Origin of the sequence: Caballeronia sp. INML1 (assembly GCF_023631085.1) — a bacterium.
Lineage (GTDB): Bacteria > Pseudomonadota > Gammaproteobacteria > Burkholderiales > Burkholderiaceae > Caballeronia > Caballeronia turbans.
In genome coordinates this window covers 13,884-37,471 of record NZ_JALQDT010000078.1, presented here as the reverse complement: position 1 = coordinate 37,471, position 23,588 = coordinate 13,884, and the positions used below count along the sequence as shown (strand labels likewise).

The 23,588-nt window shown below is 60.7% G+C and carries 23 protein-coding genes and 2 pseudogenes; 12 read left to right on the top strand and 13 right to left on the bottom strand.

Annotated features, from left to right (window positions below; genetic code table 11):
* Positions 1–33 precede the first annotated feature (33 nt).
* The 3 genes from NCR38_RS31450 (at position 34) to NCR38_RS31440 (ending at position 4,322) form a co-directional block, all read left to right on the top strand.
* Positions 34–969 carry a DMT family transporter gene (locus NCR38_RS31450; protein ID WP_250478250.1) on the top strand — a complete coding sequence of 312 codons (936 nt, stop codon included), beginning with the start codon at positions 34–36 and terminating at the stop codon, positions 967–969.
* A 167-nt stretch (positions 970–1,136) separates the two neighbouring features.
* Positions 1,137–2,231 (top strand): NmrA family NAD(P)-binding protein, encoded by a 1,095-nt coding sequence (locus tag NCR38_RS31445; RefSeq protein WP_250478249.1) that lies wholly within the window; start codon positions 1,137–1,139, stop codon positions 2,229–2,231.
* Positions 2,232–2,642: 411 nt separating this feature from the next.
* Complete coding sequence (locus NCR38_RS31440; protein ID WP_250478248.1) at positions 2,643–4,322, top strand: phage integrase family protein; 1,680 nt, start codon at positions 2,643–2,645, stop codon at positions 4,320–4,322.
* A 685-nt stretch (positions 4,323–5,007) separates the two neighbouring features.
* On the opposite strand, the gene NCR38_RS31435 is transcribed toward NCR38_RS31440, so the two are convergent.
* From NCR38_RS31435 to NCR38_RS31425, 3 genes are read right to left on the bottom strand one after another with little or no spacing between them, the layout of a single operon-like run.
* Positions 5,008–5,985 (bottom strand): ATP-binding protein, encoded by a 978-nt coding sequence (locus NCR38_RS31435; RefSeq protein ID WP_250478247.1) that lies wholly within the window; start codon positions 5,983–5,985, stop codon positions 5,008–5,010.
* 27 nt (positions 5,986–6,012) lie between these two features.
* Positions 6,013–8,010 carry an integrase gene (locus NCR38_RS31430; RefSeq protein ID WP_250478246.1) on the bottom strand — a complete coding sequence of 666 codons (1,998 nt, stop codon included), beginning with the start codon at positions 8,008–8,010 and terminating at the stop codon, positions 6,013–6,015.
* Positions 8,007–8,636 carry a hypothetical protein gene (locus NCR38_RS31425; protein ID WP_250478245.1) on the bottom strand — a complete coding sequence of 210 codons (630 nt, stop codon included), beginning with the start codon at positions 8,634–8,636 and terminating at the stop codon, positions 8,007–8,009. Before NCR38_RS31425 ends, NCR38_RS31430 begins: the two co-directional genes overlap by 4 nt.
* Positions 8,637–8,702: 66 nt before the next feature.
* Here NCR38_RS31425 and NCR38_RS31420 point away from each other — a divergent pair, with 66 nt between their 5' ends.
* Both NCR38_RS31420 and NCR38_RS31415 read left to right on the top strand, forming a co-directional pair.
* Positions 8,703–9,275 (top strand): aspartate carbamoyltransferase, encoded by a 573-nt coding sequence (locus NCR38_RS31420; RefSeq protein ID WP_250478244.1) that lies wholly within the window; start codon positions 8,703–8,705, stop codon positions 9,273–9,275.
* Positions 9,276–9,930: 655 nt separating this feature from the next.
* The gene (locus NCR38_RS31415; RefSeq protein ID WP_250478243.1) at positions 9,931–11,202 is read left to right on the top strand and encodes a hypothetical protein; all 1,272 of its coding nucleotides are present in this window, start codon (positions 9,931–9,933) and stop codon (positions 11,200–11,202) included.
* A 30-nt stretch (positions 11,203–11,232) separates the two neighbouring features.
* Here NCR38_RS31415 and NCR38_RS31410 read toward each other — a convergent pair whose 3' ends face one another.
* Entirely contained in the window at positions 11,233–11,487 is a 255-nt protein-coding gene (locus NCR38_RS31410) for a hypothetical protein (RefSeq protein WP_250478242.1), read from the bottom strand.
* 124 nt (positions 11,488–11,611) lie between these two features.
* A complete protein-coding gene (locus NCR38_RS31405; RefSeq protein WP_250478241.1) occupies positions 11,612–12,157 on the bottom strand; it encodes a hypothetical protein in 546 nt (181 codons plus the stop codon).
* A 133-nt stretch (positions 12,158–12,290) separates the two neighbouring features.
* Here NCR38_RS31405 and NCR38_RS31400 point away from each other — a divergent pair, with 133 nt between their 5' ends.
* Entirely contained in the window at positions 12,291–12,566 is a 276-nt protein-coding gene (locus NCR38_RS31400) for a hypothetical protein (RefSeq protein ID WP_250478240.1), read from the top strand.
* Here the strand turns inward: NCR38_RS31400 and NCR38_RS31395 are convergent.
* Positions 12,560–13,978, bottom strand: a complete 1,419-nt coding sequence (locus NCR38_RS31395; RefSeq protein WP_250478239.1) for a sensor domain-containing diguanylate cyclase — start codon at positions 13,976–13,978, stop codon at positions 12,560–12,562. The two genes, NCR38_RS31400 and NCR38_RS31395, sit on opposite strands and share 7 nt — an antisense overlap.
* Positions 13,979–14,438: 460 nt before the next feature.
* On the opposite strand from NCR38_RS31395, the gene NCR38_RS31390 reads away from it, so the two are divergent.
* The gene (locus NCR38_RS31390; RefSeq protein WP_250478238.1) at positions 14,439–14,654 is read left to right on the top strand and encodes a hypothetical protein; all 216 of its coding nucleotides are present in this window, start codon (positions 14,439–14,441) and stop codon (positions 14,652–14,654) included.
* 205 nt (positions 14,655–14,859) lie between these two features.
* On the opposite strand, the gene NCR38_RS31385 is transcribed toward NCR38_RS31390, so the two are convergent.
* The gene (locus tag NCR38_RS31385; protein ID WP_250478237.1) at positions 14,860–15,111 is read right to left on the bottom strand and encodes a DUF378 domain-containing protein; all 252 of its coding nucleotides are present in this window, start codon (positions 15,109–15,111) and stop codon (positions 14,860–14,862) included.
* Between the two features lie 436 nt (positions 15,112–15,547).
* Here NCR38_RS31385 and NCR38_RS31380 point away from each other — a divergent pair, with 436 nt between their 5' ends.
* The 5 genes and pseudogenes from NCR38_RS31380 to NCR38_RS34575 form a co-directional block, all read left to right on the top strand.
* Complete coding sequence (locus NCR38_RS31380) at positions 15,548–15,727, top strand: hypothetical protein (protein WP_250478236.1); 180 nt, start codon at positions 15,548–15,550, stop codon at positions 15,725–15,727.
* A gap of 229 nt (positions 15,728–15,956) precedes the next feature.
* Positions 15,957–16,307, top strand: coding sequence for a hypothetical protein (locus NCR38_RS34410; RefSeq protein WP_311394689.1), 351 nt, complete (start codon positions 15,957–15,959; stop codon positions 16,305–16,307).
* A gap of 121 nt (positions 16,308–16,428) precedes the next feature.
* A complete protein-coding gene (locus NCR38_RS34405; RefSeq protein ID WP_311394688.1) occupies positions 16,429–16,602 on the top strand; it encodes a hypothetical protein in 174 nt (57 codons plus the stop codon).
* A gap of 38 nt (positions 16,603–16,640) precedes the next feature.
* Positions 16,641–16,784 (top strand): annotated as a pseudogene (locus tag NCR38_RS34400) (hypothetical protein); the annotation flags it as partial.
* Positions 16,772–16,930 (top strand): annotated as a pseudogene (locus NCR38_RS34575) (hypothetical protein); the annotation flags it as partial. The pseudogenes NCR38_RS34400 and NCR38_RS34575, both read left to right, overlap by 13 nt.
* 1,080 nt (positions 16,931–18,010) lie before the next feature.
* Here NCR38_RS34575 and NCR38_RS31370 read toward each other — a convergent pair.
* The 6 genes from NCR38_RS31370 to ligD form a co-directional block, all read right to left on the bottom strand.
* On the bottom strand, positions 18,011–18,553 hold the full coding sequence (locus NCR38_RS31370; protein ID WP_250478235.1) for a hypothetical protein: 543 nt from the start codon (positions 18,551–18,553) through the stop codon (positions 18,011–18,013).
* Positions 18,525–18,845 carry a DUF4148 domain-containing protein gene (locus NCR38_RS31365; protein WP_250478234.1) on the bottom strand — a complete coding sequence of 107 codons (321 nt, stop codon included), beginning with the start codon at positions 18,843–18,845 and terminating at the stop codon, positions 18,525–18,527. The genes NCR38_RS31370 and NCR38_RS31365 overlap by 29 nt, the downstream gene beginning before the upstream one ends.
* Positions 18,846–18,851: 6 nt before the next feature.
* The gene (locus tag NCR38_RS31360; RefSeq protein ID WP_250478233.1) at positions 18,852–19,061 is read right to left on the bottom strand and encodes a YjzC family protein; all 210 of its coding nucleotides are present in this window, start codon (positions 19,059–19,061) and stop codon (positions 18,852–18,854) included.
* 332 nt (positions 19,062–19,393) lie between these two features.
* The gene (locus NCR38_RS31355; protein WP_311394686.1) at positions 19,394–20,275 is read right to left on the bottom strand and encodes a cation:proton antiporter; all 882 of its coding nucleotides are present in this window, start codon (positions 20,273–20,275) and stop codon (positions 19,394–19,396) included.
* Between the two features lie 12 nt (positions 20,276–20,287).
* Positions 20,288–20,488, bottom strand: a complete 201-nt coding sequence (locus NCR38_RS31350) for a tetratricopeptide repeat protein (RefSeq protein ID WP_250478232.1) — start codon at positions 20,486–20,488, stop codon at positions 20,288–20,290.
* A gap of 500 nt (positions 20,489–20,988) precedes the next feature.
* The gene (ligD, locus tag NCR38_RS31345) at positions 20,989–23,499 is read right to left on the bottom strand and encodes a DNA ligase D (RefSeq protein WP_250478231.1); all 2,511 of its coding nucleotides are present in this window, start codon (positions 23,497–23,499) and stop codon (positions 20,989–20,991) included.
* Between the last annotated feature and the right edge of the window lie 89 nt (positions 23,500–23,588).

The following is a 23,588-nucleotide window of genomic DNA, read 5'->3' as shown; positions in this document are numbered from 1 at the left end:
TCAGGACTTTCTCCGCTTTTCCGGTGCGCTGTCATGAACCCCGCTTATTTCGCCTTCGCCGCCCTCGGACTGATCTGGGGCACCAATTTCCTGTTCATGAAATGGGCGAGCGTCGATCTGGCTGCCAGCCAGATCGTGTTTCTGCGCGTGCTTTTCGGCTTTATCCCGCTGCTAGCCCTCGCGCTCTTCAGTAAGGCGCTCAAATGGCGCCATCTTCGGCACGCTCACCATTTCGTGGTGATGTCCCTACTTGCGACGGTGATCTACTACTACGCATTCGCGAAGGGAGCCGCTCTTCTGTTCTCCAGTATTGCCGGGATGTTGAGCGGCGCGATCCCGCTCTTTTCCTTCCTGTGTGCATGGGCGCTGCTGCGCGAAGAGCGCCCGAATGTGCGCATGATCACGGGCATCGTCTGCGGGTTCGTCGGCGTACTGCTAATCGCGCGTCCGTGGAATGCGCACGCGGCTGGTGTCAACCTACTCGGAGTCGGCTATATGATCGCCGGCTCGCTGAGCGTGGGCTGCTCGTTCGTGTACGCGCGCCGCTTTCTTTCCGGCTTGGACCTCTCCCCGCTGGCGCTGTCGACGTGGCAGATCGGCTTCGCACTGGTCCTGATCGGCTGCGTCACGGACTTCCACGGCATCGTGCGTGTGACTGGCGATGCGAGAGCGCTGATCGGCCTCGTGCTGGGACTCGGTCTGACGGGCACCGGGATCGCTTACATCCTTTATTACTTCATCGTCGGACGGCTCGGAGCAGTGGCCGCGTCCAGCGTAACGTACATTCCACCGGTCGTTGCGTTGCTGATGGGTTCGTGGCTTGCGCAGGAACCGATCGGCGCAGTCGAACTGTTCGCGATGGGCGCAATCCTCGGTGGCGTGTTTCTGCTTCAACGTGGCCGGCAACCACGCGCATCCGCGGCGCGCGGTCCGGCGAGGGCAACCGGTCAGGGCCGCAGTGTCGTATGAATGCTTCGCTGAAATATCGCGAAGACCGCACTCGGGCATCTCGACGGAAATCCACGGGCGAGTGGTCGGCGTACCGGTGCCCGATGCCATATGAAGCTGACATCCGTGCCATCGGCGCGCAGCACCCGGTCGGCGAATCTATCCAACTCATACCAGCGTGAACAAACATGTCTTTAGGGGTCCACTCGACCATATTCGTCATCGGTGGAACGGGCGCACAGGGAATGCAGGTCATCCGGGCGCTCGTTGCTGACGGAAAATATGCCGTGCGCGCCTTGAGCCGCGATCCTGAATCGCGACGGGCGATCGAACTGTCAACTCTGGGGAACGTCTCGATCGTGAAGGGCACGTTTGCCGATGAGGCGGCTCTGCGTGACGGTTTTCGCAATTGCAACGCAGCGTATATCAATCTCGATGGATTTAACACCGGCGAGAAGACTGAGATCTATTGGGCCATCCGATGCTATGAAATAGCCATCGAAGAAGGTGTCAAGTTCTTCGTATATGGAAACCTCGATTACGCGCTCAAGAGGTCCGGATACGATTCCCGGTTTCGGACCGGCCACTATGATGGCAAAGGCCGCGTAGGGGAATGGATTCTATTCCAGAACCTGACAAACCGGGACCGGATGGGCGCCGCGCTGCTTACGACCGGCCCGTATATGGAGATGGCCCTCTCGGCAATGACACCGATGACGCCGTCTGTGGAAAACGGCGTCGTTACGTGGCGGGTGCCACTCGGTGACGGCGCGGTCCCACATGTAGCGCTTGAGGACTGCGGGTACTACGCACGTTGGCTTTTCGACAATCCGGAGCGCGCGAACGGCATGAATCTCGAGGTCGCAATCGATCATGTCGAGTATGCGAAGCTTGCCGAGGCGTTCGGAGCCGTGACCGGACATCCCGCGCAATATATCGATACCGACCTGGAAGCATACTGGAGCGGACCGCTCAAAGCCGCAGCCGACTTGCCTTCCGGATATAACGCCGATCTCCGCGACAAAAGTACGATGAGTTTCCGCGAAAACTTCACCGGCTTCTGGAATCTGTGGAAGCACCGGATCGTCAAAAGAGACTTCGCATTGCTCGACGAAATTCATCCTGGGAGAATCAGGACGGTTGAACAATGGCTCAGGCGCGAAGACCAGCTAGGACGAGCACTGGGCAAGGGAGGCCTCTGGGAAAGGGTTCAGCCTGAGAATGTGCTCAAGTTGCCGCCTATCTTAAAGCTGTCCGAAGATAAACGGAAAGGCACCCTATAAGGTCCCCGCGATCGTCTGGCTCAAATACATAGCGCATCACCACTTTTCACGTGCTTTTTCACGCTGCGATGCTCGCGAAGATCGTTGACGGTCAACGTCTGAAGCTACCGCCAATGTGGCGGACGAGGAGTGGTATGCCAATATCCGGGAACGGCCGGTTGGGTGAGGTGACCAACCGCCGCTTAGTGGCATTGCAATCCGCAAATTGAATTGGCCGACTAACCGTATTGGAGCGAGTAGTCTGGCCGGAGTGGGGACCGTCGTCTGCCGCCTCCCGCTCGGCGCGCTCCACGCGGTGACCCGGATAGAACGCTGGCACCTTTAAGCGCCATCCACCCGTCCTGCAAGGTGCGGCTAGGCCGATAAATAACCTTATCAGTCCGTCACTGGGTTCGCTCTAAACTGGCGAGCATGAAAACGCGTGAGACCCGCCCCATCGCCTTTCCGGACGACGCCGAACTCGCTGCGCTGCGCGCCTGGTATGCCGGGCTCGACACTCGCGCGGCCGTCGCGCGCTATCTGGGCGACCGCAACGCACCGGGCGCATCCGCGCGCGGCGTGCTCGGCCGCATCCGGCGCGCCCTGATCGCATACGCGGCAAGCCGCCACCGGGCCGATCTGGCGGAGGTATTCGGCGAGCGGTCCGCCGCATCGGCCGACACCGTTGCGCGCACGATCGAGACGTTGCGCAGGCTGCCAGCACCGGTGCCGCACATTGCCGACGACATCGATCAATGGTTGCCGCCTCGTGCCGTGGCCGCCCTGCGCGCGCATGGCATCCGGACGCTGGCTGACCTGACCGTGCGGATTCCGCGCCGGCGCCGCTGGTGGACCGCAATCGCCGGGCTCGGCGCCGCCGGTGCACGCCGCGTGGAGGCATTTTTTGCTGCGTACCCGGCGCTGACCGAACGGGCGCGGGCGTTGATCGCCGCAGTGCCCGTCGGAGAGATCGAGCCGTGGGAGCGATTGCGCGTACCGCATGAAGTTGACGGCTCGCACGGACAGTTCCGCGCACCGCGGGCCGCCTGCCTCTTGAATGCGTCCAACGATTACGAGGCGATTCAGTTCTGGCTGTCGCTTCATGAAACGGCCGCCACGCATCGCGCTTACCGCAAGGAAACGGAGCGTCTGATCCTGTGGGCCATCATCGAGCGCGGCCGCGCGCTGTCGTCCCTCACCACAGATGACGCGATCGCGTATCGCGCATTCCTGCGTCGGCCCACGCCGCGCGAGCGTTGGGTCGGACCGTCGCGGCCACGGCACAGTGTGGAGTGGCGACCCTTCATAGGTGCGCTCTCGCCTCGATCGGCGGCGTACGCGCTAAATGTCCTGTCGGCGCTGTTCCGCTGGCTGGTCGAGCAGCGCTACGTGCTCGCGAATCCGTTCGCCGGCGTAAAGGTTAAGAGCCACGCGCCACGCGCAGGACTGGACGTGTCGCGCGGCTTCTCCGAGGGCGAGTGGCTATTGATCCGCACCGTAGCCGACGGCCTCGAATGGTCCTATGGCTGGAGCGTGCCAGCCGCTCAGCGGCTGCGGTTCCTCTTGGACTTCGGCTACGCAACCGGCTTGCGCGCCAGCGAGCTGGTGGACGCGACGCTCGCCGACGTCCGCCGGGACGAACACGGCGATCACTGGCTTTACGTGCTCGGCAAGGGTGGCAAGCGCGGTAAGGTGGCATTGCCGCCTCTCGCGCGAACCGCACTCGACCAGCACCTTGTGCAGCGCGGCCAGCCGGTCACGCCCGCTCGCTGGAACCCGGCTACGCCGCTTGTTGCGAGTCTCGAGGGGGACGGCACAGGCATCGAAAGCACGCGACTCTGGCGCGTACTGAGGCGGTTCTTCGTGCTGGCCGCCGATGCGATCCAGGGCGAACGGCCCGCGACGGCTGAGAAGCTGCGCCGCGCGAGCCCGCACTGGATGCGGCACACGCACGCGTCACACGCGCTGGCCCGGGGTGCCGAGCTGATCATGGTGCGCGACAATCTGCGCCATGCGTCGATCTCGACGACGTCGACCTATTTGCACAGCGACGAAGTGCAGCGCGCCCGGCAGTTCGATCAGGCGTTTACTGCACGCAATTTCAAGCGGTAGGCAAGCAACCGGGCGGCTCGCTGGAAAGCACCGGCGAGGCGATCCGCACTGCACACGAAGCATGCTCTACCCAAAGTGCAGCCTGTAGGACTTCCCGCAAATTGCAATGCGCTCCTTACGCGTCATGGGCTGGTGAGAGGCTGGCGAATACACCCTGTTTCCATAGGCCCATCGGCAATATGCGCATCGATACGGCGCTTCAAGAAGCTGCACGTTGATCACGAATGGGGCTTCGTATCCGCAACGTCGGCACGCAGTCTCCAGCGGAAGATGATGGGCCGGGCAGACATCGACACAGTCGAACTGGTGGATGACGCTGTGGTAACCGCGCCCCATACACCGGCGACACCGGCGAAGGCGATCGTTGCAACGGCTTCGCTCCGAAATCTGTATGAGTGATCCATGAAGCGTCTTGCGTGGAAGATCGAATGCAGGGCGAAGCCGACAGACATCGACCACGTCGGCCCGCGGCACGACGCCCTCATACGGATCGATTTCAGGACCGAGCAGGCGCGCCATAATGTGACCCGCCGCCGAATTCGCCCTGGCAAATTTCCAGAAGATCGAAACAAGCGATTCGCACGGATCCACCCACTTGCGGCTGAAGACGTAGCCCATCGCCGGCGTCAGTTTATGCTGGTCCATCGTCATGATCGGAAAATGCGGCGCTGAGCCGCGCTTCCCCTCAGGCGGCGACGAGAACGCGGCCGGTCGCATGACGGGACTGCACATAGCCGCAGTGATGCACCGCGTGCGCCCACAGCGCAGCATCGGGCGTGTACTGTAGACCGTCCTTGAGCTCACTCTCCTTCAGCACGATTTCGACCGCCCGCGCGAACGACTCCATCGGTATCTCGAGCGTGCCGGGCAGGTTTGCGCGGTGATGCGCGGACTCGAACGCGTGCCAGAGAACGCCGGCGTCGCTGACCAGACGATATCCGGTCTCGAATGCGCGCGGCACGTAAAAGCGCGTAAAGCTCCAGTCGCTGCCCTCCGGATAAGCGGTCCTGTCGTAACCGTCGAGGCAGGTCGCCACGTCCTCCGCGTCGCGGATGCCGTAGAAGGACAGCTCGTCGACCATCAGTCGCGCGACGATCTGCGTCTTTCCGGCGATCTGCAGGCCGGTCTTCTGGGCGAGAAGCTCCTGCTGACCAATCAGGAACGTGAAAAGCTTGATCTGCTGACGGTCCAATGCATCGTGGACATCGCGCAGCCACTCATATTCGTTCTCGTTGTAGCGTTGCGCCTCGTCGCAAAAAAGCAGTACGGTTCCGCTGCCCGCGCGGGCGGCCGCCTCGCGTATTCTCAGCGAGAGTCGCATCCGCTTCGAAGGGTTCGAACCCGCGTTGGGATCCGGGTCCCCGACGGCCTCAAGCAGGTTCGCAAAGAAGGGGCCTTCGGCATGCCGGGGTTTATGCTCACACTGTGCGTGGTAGCTGGTCATCTTCGGATAGTTGCGCGCCAGCAGCAGTCTCACGTACTCGATCGCCCGCGTCTTGCCGATGCGGGACGGCCCGTAGATCAGCGCGCCCATGATCCTGTAGTGCAGACACCGGATCACCAAATCATAGAAGGCCTGGATCGCCGGAGTCGCGATGCGGTAGTTGCCGGTAGCAAGCGGATGCAGCGATGGATCGATCGGTTTCGGAACGTCAACTGACATGATTCGCCTCCAGTTTCTGTTGACGGGTTAGAACACTTGGCCTGAGCCGATCGAGAGCTTGCGCACGCGAACCCCGCTGCGAGGGCTCTGTGTCGGGGTCACGTCCGTGGGCTTCTGAACAACGGGCAATGCAGCGGGCACCGCAGGCGGAGCCGCGGCGCGCACAGGCCCGGCTGGCGTGCGAAGGGTCGGCGCACCCGCCAGTACTCGGACGGTCTGCGCCAGATCATTCGCCGCCCGGCGGCTCTTCTTCGCCTGCGCGAGCTTGGCCTGGACATACGCTTCAAGCGGATTCGAGTCGATTCCGGCGCGGGGTCGCCGTCTGCCGCGCAACTTGAGGATTTCCTGCCGCAGCTTCAGGTTATGTGGCATTACGCCCCATGCACCTTGCGCATTCAGGACGCCCAGTTCCGTGCCGTCTGGCAGGAACGCCCGCACGCTACGCAAATCGTCCGCGTTCAGGTACAGCAGCAGTTTCCTGCCTATCAGCTGGGTGCTGGCGGCCAGGACGTCATTCGTATAGCGAACCCCATACAGGTTGATATGCGGTCGCACGCCTTGCGGCAGATACGCTCGGACGCTGCCGTGGCGCGCGGACTGCATCAGGCACAGCGTGCGACGATGGTGTTCGGCCAGCCATGTCACCATGACCTGTTTGCCGCGAACGAAATACTCCATCGCCTCCAGCGGCGTGACATTGTTCAGGCCGGCATGCGGGGTGCCGTGATAGCTTGCGATCGCGTATTCAACCAGCTCCTCCAGCTCATCGAGCGACACGTAGAGACGCAGGTTACCCTTCGGATCGGCGAGTTCGCGCCGGAGGTCGCGCAGATGGGAACCTGTATAACCCGGCAACCGCGAAGAAAGCCGGCTTGCGACTGTTCCGAAAAATCGCTCGATGTATGGACGCTCGTCCGGGCTGTACTTCGGTCCCGCATCGACACAGCAGCCAACGAACTCGCAGAGCGCTGTGAGCGTCTCATTCGCCAGGTTCGCCTTCGCGTTGTCGAGCCTGATCCATTCCCAGGTCGCCCACGCCAGCTCGGGCAAGCGATGTGACGCAAAGCCCTCATGCGGACCGTACTCAAGCCCGGGTATCGAGAACGACCGCTTTGGATGCGGCTCAAGTGCCTTCTCTACTGTCTTGATCACGTCGTAACGGCTGTATTCGCGCGCGAGGACAATGTGGTGGCCCAACACCATCCGCGTGCAAACGTCGATGATGACCAGCAGCCATACCCGTTCGATCTCGAATTCGTGCTCAAAGCCCAGCGGATCGCGCACGAGCACCTTTAGACGGATGTCGAGCCGATGCCCGTCAAACTCGACAACCTGATACGGCCGCGTCGCGGCTGGCGTAGCATTGTCGTCGTGCCGTGGCAGACCTTTCAGATGCGATGCGCCTGCCGAACGCGCAGCGGTACCGAAACCGCGCAGCATCTCCGCTTTCAGTCTTTGCGATAGCGACCGGATCGCGTGTCCCGCCGTGTTGAAGGGATAGTCCGCCGCCGTGAGTCCGACAGCGCGACATTGCCGCAAGAACTCGTCGTGCAGCGGTCGAAGCCCACGCAGGCGCGTACGAAGGCGGCCGTCCGTCACGACCTGTTGCAGCAGTACACGGCGTTGTTTTACCTGTAACAGCAGCCATGCGGCCAGCGGCGGATATCGCTCGAAGAGCAGCGACAAGGCGCCCACGGCGCCGCGACTGCCGCGGTCACCGTGAACCTTTACGGGACTTGTCCTGACATAGTCCGAGACGCGCACGTGTTTCAATAGCGCGCGAAAGCCGAAGATGCGCCCGTCAGGATGCTGTGCCAATGCCCTGTCAAGCAAGCGATAAAGCTGTCTTCTGTTCACGCCTGTCGCCAACTCGATCTCCCCGATGGACTCTCCTCGCGCATAACGCTCGACGGCATTCACACGACGCTGGAAAGCGCGACGCTCTTCGTCGCCAAATTCCGTATAGGCGACGCCGGGCCATGTCGCAACGTCCAGAGCCTGGAAATCAGTGCGCCGCCGGTTCATACCACTTCTCCAACTGCGACAAACTCCGTGAGTAGCGATAATTCGTGCGTCCTCAGTTCCGGTGCCTGCACACGGCCGGCATGCAGCAAGCCGAAAACTGCGGCACGCACGAGAACAGGATCCCCAGTCGTGAACTCGCGCTCAATCGAAAGTAGCCGATGCGGACGAGATACAAACCGCTCAATCGCGCTGCTGAGCGACGGAGGCACGAGGCCACGCGTGGCGATGAGGCAAGGGAGCATCCGCTTCCAGTTCGCGATCCACGTCCGAGAGGCAGCGATTTCAGACGACTGAACCGCCCTGACCGTCAGCCCCGCATGCTCGAGGAGCGCGTCAGATTTTGCAGGTGGCTCGGATGCCGAATCGAATAGGATTACTAATTCTTTACGGTCAAAGTAACGCACCCAAAAATCCGCGAGATAGCGTTTCCCTTCAGATTGGATAAAACCCGGTCGCTCACAGAACGCAATGACCGCTGGATCTGCCTCGAGAATTACCCACTGCTCGATCACGGACTGACGGTAGAGCGTTAGCCGCCGACCCGCCTTCAGGCTGAAAGCTTCCAGACGATGAGCGCCGCGCGGACGATCGAGCGCGGTCGGCTGACAGGGGAGGCTCTTGTCCATAAGATCAGCGAGTTACGGAGAAAATTCGAAGTTTAGAACGCGAATTGACGAATTTAATGCGGACTTATGCGAATTGACGACTTTATTTCGTTCGAACAGGAATCAAAGTCGTCAATTCCCACCCGTAGACGCCGCTGGCGCCTCGATTCCGGATTGACGGATTTATTGCGTTCTACGTATGTCGACGCCGAAGAGCCGCAACGTCAGTCCGAAGTCGCACAACGAGGTGCGGAGGTGATGCCCTTTTCCCTGGGCGCAACGACGCATATTTTCAGCAAAACAAGCGATGGCGGCACTCAACGCGTAGTCGCCAAAAATCCCGCAGACAAGACGCAAGTACGTCTGATACGCGAACACCTGCGTAGCATCGGGGAGCAGTTTCGGAACGGAGATTTCTCCGCACCTTCTCAGATTCATGGGGATGACATGCCGGGCCTCGCGCAACTCAAGGCTGCAAAGCCGGGCCAAATCTCCATGGACTACAAGGACGTTCGTGCTGGGGGACAACTAACCTTTCGCACTCGAGATACCACCCTTGTAGTCGCCCTTCACGAATGGTATGGCGCCCAACTTTCCGACCATGATCCCGATGCGATTGAAGGACACCAGCAACACCATGGAGGCATGCAGACGCAATAGCCGCGAAGGAAACACCTGATTCATATCGCCTGTCAGAACAACTTCGCGCGGCGGTGCCGCACGTCACATTCACGAGCCTGAAGCTGTTCTGCAAGTGGCGTCTCATCGAAGTCGAAATTTGATTTCGCGAAGGTGTCCGACGGAGGAGCTGTACGCACAACTTCTGCACAACCGGCGATGTGTCTCGCAATGGGCGTCCTTGTATTTCTGTGAGGCCTATATTGAACGTCAAAAAGTTTCGCTACTCCTCCCAGGGCCTTGCTGACTTAATTCGACCTTTAAATGCAAAGCTCACCCACATCTCTTCAAAGTGGAGCACGGACCTAGCGTTTCCCGTGTTGGCAGGGCGGGTATGTTCCCGGCCGCGTCCGGCCGACCAAAGACCAAAGGCCGCTTCGCTACACCGAATGGTCGCTTGAGAATATCTCTATGACCGTCGCATAAGGTTCGGTCCCAGCCGGTCACGACGCGCCACACCATCGAATGGAGCGGTAACACTTCCCAGGAACTTGCAGCGGGATTCCGAAAAATTGTAGTCAAGTACACGTCGAGAGTGTTACCTGCGCGAATTCGCCAATGCGGCATGGCATGTAACACTTTGCCGGTCTGTGTAGATGTGATTGGCAGGGACGAAAGTACCTCCCGTGCGGTCGCCATGACCGAGCGACGCGACAGCGCCGAGGTTGCGGTCCGAAGCAGAACCGGGGCGCTGACCCTCAGCCCGCTAAGCGAATGGACGTCCGATGATGTGTGGACGATGCTCGCGCTGCTGGCCGCGGACGAAGGCATGACGTTTCCCTCGCCGTTGGCACCGAGCACTATTCACCGCCTGTCCGAGATCTACCGGGCAGGAAACGGTGGAACGTGCGGTGTCGTGGTGGGCGAATCGGGTGCTCGCGCCGCGTGCGGCTCGCGTTTTGGGTGCTCCTTCTGTTGCGTCGCCGGTGATCGCGACAAGTCGCTGGAGGCCATGATCGAGGATGAGCAATACGGGCATCTTCGACCGCTGAACGACTTCCGCAACTATCTGCTTGCGATCCAGTGGGACATGTCGCGACGCGAGTTGGTGGGCCGGTCGTTGAGTGACGCCGGTTACACGCGCATCCAGGCAGACACGTACAGCTACCTGACGCGCGTCGATCTTCTGAAAAAGCTCTGCAGTATTGACGCGGCCGAACGCGACCGCGCCGAAGCGCACTCGGGGGCACTGGTGACTGGTTTAATTCCCGATACGGAAGAAAACCGGGCGTTGTGTGAGCCGCAATTTGAATTCGTCACGCCACAGCAGTTGGTGGCGATCGACTTCTTTCTCTCGATGCATCATTACGCGCCGCATGCGTTTCCTGCACTGGCGGTTTGGCACGACGTGAACGTGCTTGGGCGTCGGTATCCGGTTCCGAAGCTCGACGGCTCGCCTAAGACCGACATCGTGCTGCACGGCTGGTATCCAGTTGGGCAGTACGACCGGGACGCACCGTCAGTCGGGCTGCGCTCGTTCGATGCAGAGCAGTGGAATCCGTACCGGCATCCGGGTCGGCCCGGGCGATATGCGAGGACGACTGGCGGCGAGCAGACGGTGTATTTCGAAGAAGCCTCGCAGTTTGAGGTGGACGCGGAAGCCGCCTGTGCGTTCGTGACGTGCACGTATGACACTGCTTTCATGTTGGATGCGCAGCATCGTAACGCAATCGAATCAGCGCATTTCTGGCTGAACGAAGGCATCGTGAAATTGCCGACCGGTATGGCGCAGCGGTATCAGGACATGGCCAAGCGCGGGCAGTACTTCGCGCGACTCGCTCAACGACTGAATCTGACGCCAGCAGATCTCGACGCGCATTTGGTCGAGAACGCCATCGGCGACGACGAGCATCAAGCATTGTTGGGCTGTGACACTACGCAGTTGAGTCTCTTTGCAGAAGCGGCGTAGCCGCAACCAAGTTTTTCAACACGTCCCAGGCTAAAACCCTGGGACGTTTTTTTTTGCGAGGTCGAAATCATCAAAGTTCGGCGCGGGTAGTGTTTCGCCCGGCTGCACTCCAAGCAGCCGCAGCGCGTGCATCATCGCCGCGCTTTCGCGAGCGAAATCAAGCCGGAGGGCCTCGCCTTCCATCGTGGCCTCTATGCCGGAGAACACGCTGAAGGCGTGCAGCGCGAGATTGAGCGCACGAGCGATTTCGCCGTCGCGCGTCTTTTCATCGAAAATCGGATTCATAGCTGCCCCCTGGGCTCGGCATCCCCCGTAAGCAGCAGACACCGTGCCGGGCGGGAGCGAACGCCTCACGTGCTTCGTGCTCGCACCGACGCGAGGGGGAAACGCCCTAAAAGTTTGGAGCCCTTCATTGAAACAATCTCGTTTCACCTGCGTTGATTGCGGCTTCTGCCAGCCCGTGCATCATCCTTGAGCCGATTATCTCTGGGAGGTCGGGCAATAGCTCCTTTTTGAGTTCGAGTACGGCCTTGGCGGTGTCGCAGCCATCGCCTTCGAGAAACGACTCTTCGAGGCTAAACCACATCAAGGTGACGTTGGTCCACTCGTCGCTTTCATAGCTTTTGCTCGAGGTCACGGCGATCACTCGTCCAAGACAAAAGAGGGCCAGCGCTATCCACCCGGGTTGTCGCGGGTCGCCTGTCAGCTTCCGATGCGCACGTGTAATTGCAAGAACGATGGGATCGTCAGGATGCGCCGGCCGATTCTTTCGGATCATCTGATCGATGAAGTCCACGAATTTCTGGTTTCGGAATGCTTGCTGCATGCCCTCTGCCCAAGCTTGCGGCGCCACGGCCTTCCATTGTTTGGCCATTCGTGCGGCGCCGAGCGGGGCCTCTCGTAGGGCTTGGGCGAGCTCATCCTCCCCTATGGCGTCAGCAACCTGACCGAACATTGATAATTGCTTCGCTCGCTAACGCGATGCGAGTGCGCGGGACTGTATAAATTGCTTAATACCTGTCGATCAGTATAAGTTACCTTTGATTCCGGTTACTATTTGGGAAACAAGGTGTGTACGGGGAGCCGGTATGGAAGCGGAACGGGAGGTTCTCTACAAGGGTTTTACGCTTTCGCCGATGGCCGTCGATGATGGCGATTTTTATACTGCGATGCTGATCGTGCGAGCGCCCGGTGGAGAAAGGCGAGCGAGCGGTATGCTGGGTCAATTTCCCTGCGCTTTATCGGCGACCCAATACGCGCTTGCTTATGGGATGGCGGAGGTTGATCACCGGGAACTGCCGATTTTGGATTGGCCGGTCAGGATCCGCGTACCGCTTGCAGGGCGCCGCTTAAGAGCTTATTGACCGAAACGATGCTGGGTCACTTCCCGCCTGCTACCCTCCGTTCGTATCTCGCTAACTTCTGCCGCATCGACCACCCGGTTGCGGCCGCGCTCCTTCGCCCGGTACAGCGCAGCGTCTGCGAGGTTGAGCAGCGCCGGCGCCGAATCCGGCGAGGTGGGGAGCGAGCACGCAAGACCAATTGATACTGTCACCGGCCCACCGTTTGAGGATGCTGACGGGATGCCAAGTGTTTCGATCGCGGACCTCAGCGACTGCGCGACGCCCAGCCCTGCCGTTGCCTTACAGGCCGGAAGCACCATGACGAACTCTTCGCCGCCGTAGCGCGCCACGTAGTCGCTTTGCCGCCGCAATGTGGTCGAGAGTGTGCGCGCGACCCGGCGCAAGCAGTCGTCGCCGGCAAGATGCCCGAAGGTATCGTTGTATTGCTTGAAATGATCAACGTCGATGAGTAAGACGCAAAGCGGCTGGTCGCTGTCAGATGCGAACGAAAAATCGCGCGGGAATCGATCGTCGAAGTAGGCGCGGTTGAAGACCCCCGTCAGACCATCGCGCGCCGACGTCTCCACCAGTCTTTTATGCGTCTCGGACAGTCGCCGGTATAGGCCGGTCGTCTCGTAGATCAACATCCCGAGGACTGCACTCGACGAAATCATCGACGCTGCGCGCGCCGCGTACCAGCCCACGCTATAACGCGCCCCGGCAGACAACGTGAGCGTCACATCGATAAGCGTGCCGAGGAGCGCGACGGCGAGCCACAAGTCCATCAACGAGCGCAGTCGAGTCGTCGATACATGCAATCCGAGCGCTGCGAGGCAAATCGCCTCCACAACGATCCCGGCCGGACTGCTGGACAACTGCGCGTACGAACCGGAGGCTGCGACAAAGGGCGGGAGGTGCGCTTGCCCGGCGGTGGCGAGCGCGCAGAGGCTCAGCGCTAGCGCGACACAGGCTAATGCGACGGCTCTGCCCCGGGCGAGGCGGCTTGCAGTGGAGGGAACGGTTCGCGTAAAAAGGGAAGCGGTTATCAGCGCCGGAAAGCCGCCATGCCAGAACACCCAAATCCACACCGCCGTCTGAGGCCCCGCGCCAAGGAGGCCGGTAGGGGAAAACACGCCCGGAAAGACGAGCAACTGGATGGCGGCGATGGCACTCGTGAACGCATATGCACCGCTTAGTGCAGCGAAAAGCAGCCTGCCCGAGACGGCGAACTGAGTCCACAACAGCAATGCTGTCAGGCCTTCGGTCAGCGTCACCCATGTCGCGAACACAGGCAGGAACGGGGGAATAACCGGCCCAGGACTTTTCGCATATGGCCAGACAAAGACGGCGCCACTCATTGCGAGCAAGGCCACGATCGCCGCCATAACTCGATGCCGGAGGGTGGATGGCAGGTGAATCAGCGTTGTTTGCATTTGGTGAGCGTGCAAATGCGGCCCGGTTGCGGCCGTCGCCCTTAACAATTCATCGGAAGGTTCCGCTTTTACGGTCGGAGCGCTGGCTTCTTGAGAGCGCCGCCAGCACAATGCGCGCCGGGGTTGGCTTAGCCGTTGCTATTGGCTAGATGGCAGGCAACATTAGAAAAGTTCGATGCCATGAAAGTTACGATCGTTTCCTATGGCGCTCCTCCGCCGGGGCATGAGGAGGACATGCGCAGGTTCTGCTTCCAGACGGAAGACGGCCCGAGCCCGCCGAGACGTCACTCAATCTCCCTGCGCACCGCCCGAGTCATTCTGGAAAGCAACCCTCCCGACGACGCGCTTACCAAAATGCTGCGCGCTATCGTGAGCACTGCCAGCGGGGACTACGACGGCCTTATTGGAAAAACCTACACAGACAACGGTGATGCCCCCTATGCGCGAAGGCGTAGAAACGATGAAGGTCGAGCACGGTGATTGGACCATCGACTCGCGGCCACAACAAATGGGCCACCATTGGCATTCGTGGTGCGAGATTGAACGCCGGCCAACGGACGACGGGGTCGGTGGGGAAATTTTCCATTTGTCCGATATCGGCCACTTCGACACGCAACAGGCGGCCTACGCCCGAGCCGTTTCATGGGCAAAGGCGTGGATAGAGGCGAACTTCTAACGCGGGTGACCTGGAGGCAACGGGTTTGCGTTCGCGCTCACATCTTATCGACAGGCTTGCCGATACGCGCTCAGTAAAAAACGGGTTATTGTGGTGGTCGTTGTGCGGCCAGATGAAATTGAAGACCTAAAGCGACTGTTCGGAAAGGAAAAAGGACGACAGTGCGCCCGTCGTCCATGCGCTGTGGCACTCCTGCCAGCGTTCCTCAGGACGCTAGATGATGATCGCGCGCGGGCATGAATGCGCGGATCAGCATATAGAGGCCCGAGAGGCCCACGAGGACATACACGATGCGCGCGCCGGGCGAACCCGCGCGGAAGATGGCCGCGACCAGGTCGAACTGCAAGAGTCCAACGAGCCCCCAGTTCAACGCGCCGATGACGACGAGCGCACCCGTGATCCAGTCGACGGGATTTCGATGAACGGCGACGTTACCTTTCGAAGTGATGGTTGGCATCTCTATGCTCCGGAAATGGATCGACTAGTAGAAGCGTGTCCTACGGTGACTGCGCCTTGCCCGAGCCGAGCTCCGCGCCGGACCGCGCACGTCGTGGGTTGTCATGCTTTAAATCTCACAGCGACTGAGAGGAGCGGGCCTTCGTCACTTGCAGTCGGGCTGCTGCGAGCCTCAGCGCTTGAACATCGCGCTGGCGGGAAGCGGCGAAACCGCGCCGCATAACGGTTAAGGGTCAACAAAAACTCGTCGGGAAACGCCAAGTTTTTGAGTATTGGATGCACCTAGGAATCCGTACTTTTCTTTCAGCACTCAACGTGCCGTTGCCGAACGAAAAAACGGGAACGACAGTTGCAAAACGCTCATGCACCGCGGTTCAATGTTCAGGTCGCAGGCCGCTCATTGGTTCCTTTCATCGTTAACCGTTCAAGGAGCCGTCATGGCAGCCAAAACTACCCAGGACCTCTTCGTCCATGCACTATTCGAGCACCGCGCCGAGAAGCTACTGAACCGCGCGCTGCTCAAGCTCGCGCGCGCCAGCACACCGAGTCGCGTCTTTAAGCCCGGACGACACGCCCGCAAGGCGTCTTGTGACGATCGACAGCGAAAATCCGAGTAATTGAGAGTCCGACAGCGCATGAAGACGCGCTCGGCGGGCGCCAAGGGCAGCCCCCCGATGAGCTGCTCCCGGAATCCATCGCGCCGCAACTCGCCACGCTCGCGAGCCGACCGCCCGCGAGCGGCGACTGGCTGTGGGAGATCAAGTTCGACGGCTATCGGTTGATGTGCCGAATAGAAGGCGGACGCGCGAACTGATCACGCGTGGTGGACACGACTGAACGGACAAGATGCGGACACTGGCGACTGTCATCGAAGGCATGCCGGTCGACAACGCCTGGCTCGACGGAGAGGTGGTTGTGCTGACTAAAAGCGGGGTGCCCGACTTCAACACACTGCAGAACGCGTTCGACCGGCGCAGTACGGCGCAACTGACCTTTTTCGCATTTGACATTCCCTTCTTGAACGGCAAGGCCCTCCGCGACGTGCCGTTCGCACAGCGCAGAAACTGCTCGGGGAGTCAATCAGCCAGACATCAAGCAAGCGCATCCGTTTTAGCGAATCGTTCACGGAGGACCTGCAATCCCTGCTGGTCCGCGCCTGTCGGATGCGGCTGGAAGGCATATCGGCAAACGCGTTGATGCGCCGTATCGATCCGGTCGCTCGACGGCTTGGATCAAGCTCAAATGCTTGCTCAGGCAAGAGTTTGTCGTGGGTGGGTATATGCGGCAAGTGGGCGCAAAGTCCGGGATGCGCTCGTTAATGCTCGGCGTGCACGAGCGCGACGGCAGTTTGCGCTTCGCCGGAACAGTGAAGGCGGAGCTGAAGCCGCGTCCGCTTGCGGAACTGGAAAAAAAAGCGGCGAAACTCCTTCGGGACAATCCGCCTTTCTATAACCCGCCCCCGCGCGAAAAAGATCCCGACTTCGTTGGCTAGCGTCCGAACTCGTCGTTGAAGCGTCGTTCCTTGAATGGACGCCGTCGGGCGAGGTTCGTCATCCCGTTTTCCAAGGCATGCGCGAGGACAAGCCCGCCACCGCCGTGACCGAAGAGACGGTGGTCGAGGTCGATGAACCGATGAACCCGAGAGCGCGGTCGCGCACTAGATGGCGCGACTGACGCGTGAGCGCTTCTCCGCGGTCCTCGGACCCAAGAACCGGGTAAAAAAGATCTTCATCGACTACCTGCGCAACAGCAGAGGGGCAAGCACGGTCGCGGTGTTCTCAGCACGCGCGCGATCAGGCATGGGGGTGTCGATGCCCATTTGGCTTTCACCGCACGCGGCAAGGCATTACGGTGGCGATGCGAAGGGCGGTCGGCCTGCGCTGACCGGTGCAGCATCAGACTTGCTGTTGCCTGCCGCAATTATCGAGCACGGCGGCACGATTAAAAACTGATTCCGCGAGCCCCCGAAAAGCATGCGACAGCTTGGCTTTTCTACGACGATACCGCCGCCTTCTCAGACGACTGTCGTATTTTCATTGACGTCACGCTGAAATTTACACGCTTAAACCGCAGTGTTTGTATTTCTCGCGGGAAGCGATCGGCACGCTGTGTGCAGATGTGGAGGTACTGGCGGTACATGAGGAACCGATCCCCGGTGACATCAGGTCGTGCAGGTCTCGGACGGCACGCATACCGTGGTGCTGTGGGAGGCACCCGAGCCGGACCTTTCAGTGCGGCCGCGTATGCAAGCGATGCTGACCATTCGTCTTTGCGATCCACTGAATCCCGTGCGTAGGAAAGATGTCTGCGAGCGCTTGCAGTCGCACCTAAGCGCAATGCGCAATGAGAAGCGCGCTGCACGTGAGCGACCGCGTGCGCATGGCTGGGGCGTGCAAGCCGCCGCGTAGCGCCTGCGCGCGAATCAGGCAACGCTGTCTCAATGTCAGCAGAAGACGTACTGCGCAACGGGCGGTGCCATTAAGAGAGCTCGTTCCGTTGCCGTCCTATCGGCAAGCAACTGATCCTCTATCCTCCGGGAAGAGCGCGATTCCTGCTCTTTTTTAACGAATGAGACTACTGCATCGACACGTACACTTCTTTCCGTGGCGTTGAAACGAAAACTCGAGTCGCACAATGGCAGTCACCGAGCTTCCGGCCCAACCTCACGCCTATCCGGACAAGCGGTTGCCGCGCGTGCGTCGCAGGTTTCGTCGCTGCGCTTCGACAGATTAGTCGTTACGGGGAAGTTGTTGCTGTCCAGCGATACAGAGACGGTGTAGGAAGTTGACGCAGTAGTAGTCATCGAAGCCCCGGCCGGTCATCGGTCGGGGCTTCGTCCTTTTTGGCGCGGCGCTGCAGCGGAACATAGTGCGTGGGGGAATCCAAGCGTACGGGGTAAATCAAACTGAGGCAAAGACGACGCGCCCTTCCTTTTTCAGGCCGGCATCATTCGGCTCGATGATCCAACATTCGAGTTCGGGGTAAGCAAGCCGACGATACACGCTGGTTTCCAGCAACTCGCCGCGAAACCGGCGGTATAGAAGGTGCCCAGAGAAGTAGTACTGCGGCTCAAACGAAGAAGGCGCTGTTGAGGGAACGGCTCCGCGGAAAGTCGTGCGCGTGTCTGCTTCAAACGTCGTCCATAGTTCGCTGCGCGCCGGCAGCAGCGTCGCGGGCCTCACCGCGTCCGTTACGGCGTATCCCCAGCCCGCTTTCGGCAGCGCGTGCCGTGCGCCGATCTTCGTACACTTAATTTCAAACGCGCTGCTGACGACCTCGAAGTCCCAGTCGCATCGATTCTCCACGGCGAACGTCACCTTCCCTGGGGAGCCTGGGATGATGCGAGCCTTGCTGATCGCAATTGACAGTTCCCGCGCGTGCGTCGTTTGGGTCGACTCGTAGTCGGTCACCGGTTCACTGAGTTCTTGTTGGCATGCATTCATGCTGATACCAGTAGTCGACGAGGCGCTGCGCGTACTGCAGGTCTTCGGGATAGTGGGGGTCGTCCCAAAACGGTGAAGGGTCATATCCCGCCTTGCGCAACGCGGCTAACTCTGACTGGTGCTCAGCCATCGTGGGGCTCGGGTTCGTCCTCAGTGCAGTCAGGTCATGGCACTCGCGGTCGGTCAGGTACCTGCCGGGCGGCGGCATCTCGCCGACGGTGCAACCGGCGAGCAAGGACGCCGACGCAAAGGCGATCAGACAGTGTTTGCAGGTCGCGCCCACGATGGCCATCCGCGTTTAGTCGCCGCTGCCGAGTTCGCTGTGCTTGTGCGAGTGCGTGGCCGCGTGAACGAGCTCATAGTGAGCGCCTTTGCCGCTCCGGGTCGGCGGGAAATGCTCACCCTCGACGCACGTCACCTCGAAGCCGGATCCGCCGTCGCCTTCCTCCACTACCCTGTAGATGCCCGAGGTTTGCACCTTCTCGCCGGGTTTGTGCTGCTCTGCCATAGTTTCCTATAGAGAGCAAAGACTGTTCCGGCACGATCACTTGCGGCTGAGGTAGCGATCGAGGAGGGGGGTGGCGCTGGCGCCATGCACAAACGAAGAGGCGGGGCACGACCGCGTTGGCCCAATGCTTCCGAAGTAGAACGCGCCGACGCCGCGCAGGCCCAACCATCCCGACAGAAACCGCTGATGGCGGTCCATCGACGAGCCAACGAGAGAGAGCGTGCTGCCGAGTGGCCGGGCCACAATAAACAGGAAAAGCACCGGCCAGACAAGGTGTTGGAATCAGTCGAGCGGGGCGAGCAGGAGGAAGCCGCCAAAGATCCGGAACTGGCTCATGCGTATATCGCGGAAAACATGATGGGCTTCTCGGTCGAGACCTCGCTTGGCGGCTTGTCACCGGTTGCCTTCATTTCCTGCCGCCGTAGCGCGACGCCGGCGGCGAAGACTGCGATGAAGGCGTAGCCATCGACGATCAGCGTCGCACCGTAGGCCAAGGCAACGAGCCCGAGCGCCAGAAAGCCTTCCAGCCCCAGCGCATGATCGTACTTCGTGCGCAGTTTCGTCACTAGCACGACCACCCCGGTGCCCAAGGCCCAGCCGAAGAAGAGCGCGCTCGCCAGCCCCCACGCGATCGCAAGGGCGAACGTCCAGGGGTTTCCGCTGCCCAGACTGCTGACTCCGCAAAGCGCCAGCGCAATGTAGACCATCGGAGAAGCCGCGCCGTCGTTGAGTCCGCCCTCCGATGACAGGGCGAAGCGCAGTGGCTCATCGTCGCCGGCTTCCTCGACGCGCAGTTCGTTGGCCAGAACCGGGTCGGTTGGTGCAAGCGCAGACGCCAGCAGCAACGCCGGGCCTGCGGCAAGCCCGAGACCCCATCGTGCGCCGGCGAACATGATTGCGATGGTGATCAGCATCGCGGGGCCGGCGAGGCGTAACGTCAGTCGCCAAAGCGGGTCGGAGAGCTCCACGCGCAGATACATTCCGATGGCGAAAAGGGACACGACAAGTCCCGCTTCGGTGAGCGTGCGAAGTAGGCGCACGTCGCGCTCGATGTCGATCGTCAACAGCCCAGCGCACGCCGGACCAAGCAGGAAGCCGACGACGAGGTACACCATTGCGCCGGTCATCGGCAGCCGCTCGACCAGTTTGCGGCCTAGCGCCATTAGCACCATCAATGCCCCGACGATCAGGAACCAAACGGCTTCGATCGTCATCAGCGTCTCCTATTAGAGCTTCTCCAGTCTGGGGAACTGATTGAAGTGGCGAATCGCCAGGGTCGCCTCGCCCAGTTCTTCATAGATGCGCGCGGCGTTGAAGTGGGCATCTGCGAAGTCGGGGTCGTGTTCGATGCAACGCTCATATGACTGCAATGCTTCGCGGAAGCGGCCGGAATCTTCAAGCGCCACGCCGATGTTGAACAGAAGCACCGGGTCGTTCGCGCGGTATCGCAGCGCCTCTTGATACACCGCGATGCCCTTTCATTCTCAGCCCGTCGCAGGTGTGGCGGCCGTCGCCATCGGGCAGTTCAACGTCGGCTCGGATCACATCGAAGAGGAGGCTGCCCGCCAATGCGCGTGCGGTCTTACAGTCGTATGCGACGAAAGGTTCGTGACCATCTGCTCGATGAGCGCGGCCAGTCCCTTTGCAAAGTCACAATCGTCGTCCAGAACGAGAATTCTCATGGTGTTTCCCAGCAACGCTGCGATTTTTGATCCGTTGCGAGCACGGGCTCACGCATAGAGGATGCCAACCAATGAACACTGCAGCCAGGTCGCGTCGCGAAAGCCGTCGGTTGTTGTGGAGCGAGCTCTGCCTATGCCATCTTTTCAACGGGGCAGGAATGTGTGCGGGCGTCGGATCAAAGCGGGGCGGCGAAAATCCACTGCAGGGGCCGATGGCGTAAGTTGACTTGCCGAGCCTACGGTTCTCAAGCGAGACGCTCGATCGCCGACGACAAAGATTGTCCGGTCGACCAGAAATCCGTCCAGGGGTCCCGCGACTGAAAACTGAGGTATTCGCGCGCCGTCTGGACATTCCATTGGGCGCCGCTCTTCAGCTCGGTGAGCTGCTCCCACGCGAGCGGCATGGAAACGCCCATGCCCGGCCGGGCGCGCGCCGAGAATGCCGCTGCAGTCGTCTGTCCTTTCCCGTTGCGCAGATAGTCGACGTAGACCTTGCCCAAACGATTCGCAGGCCCGGATACCGCGGAGAAGCGCTCGGGAATCGTCTTGGCAAGGTGTCGGACGAACGCCTGCGAGAACGACTTCACCGTCAGATAATCCAACTCTGGAGTGAGCGGTACGACCACATGCAGGCCCTTCCCGCCGCTCGTCTTGAGCCACGCCTCAAGGTCCAGTTCTGACAGCAGCGTGCGAACGAGCAGTGCCGCCTCCTGGACGTGGTTCCATTTCACGCCCTCGCCGGGATCGAGATCGAACACAACCCGGTCGGGTTTGTCGAGCTGGCGGACGATTGAATTCCACGTATGAAATTCGATCGTGTTCATTTGCGCGGCGGACAGCAAGGCGTCTGCCGTATCGACTGTCAACAGCGGCGGATGATTGGGCCAAAGTTCGCGATTGTGCGCAGTCAGGCCGGGCATAGCCGTGCGCTCGACATGCTTTTGGAAAAACAGGTTGCCCGCCACACCTTCGGGCGCGCGAACCAGGGCTACGGGCCGGTCCTTTAGGTGCGGCAACATCCACTCGGCTACGCTTGCGTAGTAGCGAACCAGGTCGGCCTTCGTAATCGCCGCCGACGCATCGATGACTCTTTCCGGGTGAGTGATCTTAAGCTGCGGCGAAGGCTCTGCCAGCTGCGTCTTGCCTCCCTCTCGGACGACGCTGCGTGCGGGCTTATCAAGGCGCAGACCTTTAAACGATGATTGTCGTATGACACCGTCACCTGTCCATTCGGCGAACTCCACTTCGGCGACCATGGTCGGCTTGAGCCACCGTTCGCTGCCTGCAGCACGTCTGGACCATCGTCGTGCCTTGGCAACCTGCACGTCGAAGGGCGCCGCGTCGATCTCCAGCCCAATCAGGCGATTCCAGAGATCTCGAGCGGTCTTCGAGTCCCAGCCGGTGCCGACGCTTCCCGCGTCATGAAACTTGTCGCCCACGTAATATCCAAGCAACAGGCTGCCGACCTCGCCGGATTTACCGCCGCGGCCGGTCATGCCGCAGATGACCAGTTCCTGCCGGAGTCGGGCCTTTGCCTTCAACCACGATTCCGTGCGTCCCGACTCATACGGCGCATCGCGCCGTTTGAGCACAAGACCTTCCAGCCCTAGCCCGGCGGCAGCCGCGAAGACCTGTGCGGGAGGTGCGTTAAAGTCCTGACTGAACAGAAGCTGCTCTCCTGCGTTTTCGAGAACCGTAGCCAGTCGCGCTCGCCGTGCCCAAACCGGCACTCTCCTGAAATCTTCGCCGTCCAGGTACATCAGATCGAACAGGAAGAACACGATGGCTTGGTTGTTTCGCCCGTCAATTGCATTCTGAAGTGCCGAGAAGCTCGGGATGCCGTCTTCGAGTACGACAATTTCGCCGTCGAGCCACGCGCTCACGACCGGGAGTTCTTTGATCGCGGCGGTCAGGGCCGGAAACTTCACGGTCCAGTCGTGTCCGTTCCGCGTGAAGAGCTTCACTCGACCCTTGTTGATTCGAGCCAGCAGGCGGTAACCGTCCAACTTCGTCTCGGTGATCCAGTCGCCGCTTTTGGGAAGCGCACTTGCCAGTGTGGCAAGCTGCGGTTCGAGTTTTGCCGGTAGCGGGGCCGGCACTGCGGCGGATAGGTCGATCTTCGACTCCTTGGCGCGCGGGCGTGCGGTTGTCTTCGGCTCGCGTTCTTCAAGAAGCCCCAGCGGATTGGCGACGATGCTGTCGGGCAGCGCCTTGATAACGTCGTATTCTTCAAGCGGGCGAGCCCACTCGTCTCGCTTCTTGAACAACATCCATTGGTCCTGCTTGTCGCCCGGCTTGGAAATGCGCACCAGCTCCCATAAGCCGGCAAGCTTCTCACCGTGCAGGCGAAAAACGAGCTTGCCTACCTCCATGCCTTTGGCGGCGTCGCCTACCGGCTCCCACGTTCCGTGGTCCCACACAATGACCTTGCCGGCGCCATATTGCTTAGGCGGGATCGTGCCTTCGAAGCCCGCATAGGAGACTGGGTGATCCTCGACTCGCACCGCCATCTGCTTTTTGCTGGGGTCGTAGCAGGGACCTTTAGGCACGGCCCAAGAGAGCAGTACGCCGTTAAGTTCGAGGCGAAAGTCATAGTGCAGACGGCTCGCCCAGTGTTTTTGGACGACGAAGCTGAGTTTGCGTGCGCGGAGGGGAGTCTCGGTGGTAGACGCACGCGGCTCGGGCGTGACACTGAAGTCCCGCTTCTTTCGATAGCGGGCGAGGGGAGGCGCAGTAATGTCGCGGGGCGAGGCCATGACGCAATCAGTAAGTGCGGCTGCGGCCGATGGTCACTGCCCGCAGCGACGCGCGGATTGAAGAACAGCAGCGCCCGCGGGCACGGCAA

What these genes read in the sequence shown, in the direction of transcription:
- NCR38_RS31450 (WP_250478250.1), top strand. Translation starts at nt 34, where the DNA reads ATGAACCCCGCTTATTTCGCCTTCGCCGCCCTCGGACTGATCTGGGGC.
- NCR38_RS31445 (WP_250478249.1), top strand. Translation starts at nt 1,137, where the DNA reads ATGTCTTTAGGGGTCCACTCGACCATATTCGTCATCGGTGGAACGGGC.
- NCR38_RS31440 (WP_250478248.1), top strand. Translation starts at nt 2,643, where the DNA reads ATGAAAACGCGTGAGACCCGCCCCATCGCCTTTCCGGACGACGCCGAA.
- NCR38_RS31435 (WP_250478247.1), bottom strand. Translation starts at nt 5,985, where the DNA reads ATGTCAGTTGACGTTCCGAAACCGATCGATCCATCGCTGCATCCGCTT.
- NCR38_RS31430 (WP_250478246.1), bottom strand. Translation starts at nt 8,010, where the DNA reads ATGAACCGGCGGCGCACTGATTTCCAGGCTCTGGACGTTGCGACATGG.
- NCR38_RS31425 (WP_250478245.1), bottom strand. Translation starts at nt 8,636, where the DNA reads ATGGACAAGAGCCTCCCCTGTCAGCCGACCGCGCTCGATCGTCCGCGC.
- NCR38_RS31420 (WP_250478244.1), top strand. Translation starts at nt 8,703, where the DNA reads ATGCGAATTGACGACTTTATTTCGTTCGAACAGGAATCAAAGTCGTCA.
- NCR38_RS31415 (WP_250478243.1), top strand. Translation starts at nt 9,931, where the DNA reads ATGACCGAGCGACGCGACAGCGCCGAGGTTGCGGTCCGAAGCAGAACC.
- NCR38_RS31410 (WP_250478242.1), bottom strand. Translation starts at nt 11,487, where the DNA reads ATGAATCCGATTTTCGATGAAAAGACGCGCGACGGCGAAATCGCTCGT.
- NCR38_RS31405 (WP_250478241.1), bottom strand. Translation starts at nt 12,157, where the DNA reads ATGTTCGGTCAGGTTGCTGACGCCATAGGGGAGGATGAGCTCGCCCAA.
- NCR38_RS31400 (WP_250478240.1), top strand. Translation starts at nt 12,291, where the DNA reads ATGGAAGCGGAACGGGAGGTTCTCTACAAGGGTTTTACGCTTTCGCCG.
- NCR38_RS31395 (WP_250478239.1), bottom strand. Translation starts at nt 13,978, where the DNA reads ATGCAAACAACGCTGATTCACCTGCCATCCACCCTCCGGCATCGAGTT.
- NCR38_RS31390 (WP_250478238.1), top strand. Translation starts at nt 14,439, where the DNA reads ATGAAGGTCGAGCACGGTGATTGGACCATCGACTCGCGGCCACAACAA.
- NCR38_RS31385 (WP_250478237.1), bottom strand. Translation starts at nt 15,111, where the DNA reads ATGCCAACCATCACTTCGAAAGGTAACGTCGCCGTTCATCGAAATCCC.
- NCR38_RS31380 (WP_250478236.1), top strand. Translation starts at nt 15,548, where the DNA reads ATGGCAGCCAAAACTACCCAGGACCTCTTCGTCCATGCACTATTCGAG.
- NCR38_RS34410 (WP_311394689.1), top strand. Translation starts at nt 15,957, where the DNA reads ATGCGGACACTGGCGACTGTCATCGAAGGCATGCCGGTCGACAACGCC.
- NCR38_RS34405 (WP_311394688.1), top strand. Translation starts at nt 16,429, where the DNA reads ATGCTCGGCGTGCACGAGCGCGACGGCAGTTTGCGCTTCGCCGGAACA.
- NCR38_RS31370 (WP_250478235.1), bottom strand. Translation starts at nt 18,553, where the DNA reads ATGAATGCATGCCAACAAGAACTCAGTGAACCGGTGACCGACTACGAG.
- NCR38_RS31365 (WP_250478234.1), bottom strand. Translation starts at nt 18,845, where the DNA reads ATGGCCATCGTGGGCGCGACCTGCAAACACTGTCTGATCGCCTTTGCG.
- NCR38_RS31360 (WP_250478233.1), bottom strand. Translation starts at nt 19,061, where the DNA reads ATGGCAGAGCAGCACAAACCCGGCGAGAAGGTGCAAACCTCGGGCATC.
- NCR38_RS31355 (WP_311394686.1), bottom strand. Translation starts at nt 20,275, where the DNA reads ATGACGATCGAAGCCGTTTGGTTCCTGATCGTCGGGGCATTGATGGTG.
- ligD (WP_250478231.1), bottom strand. Translation starts at nt 23,499, where the DNA reads ATGGCCTCGCCCCGCGACATTACTGCGCCTCCCCTCGCCCGCTATCGA.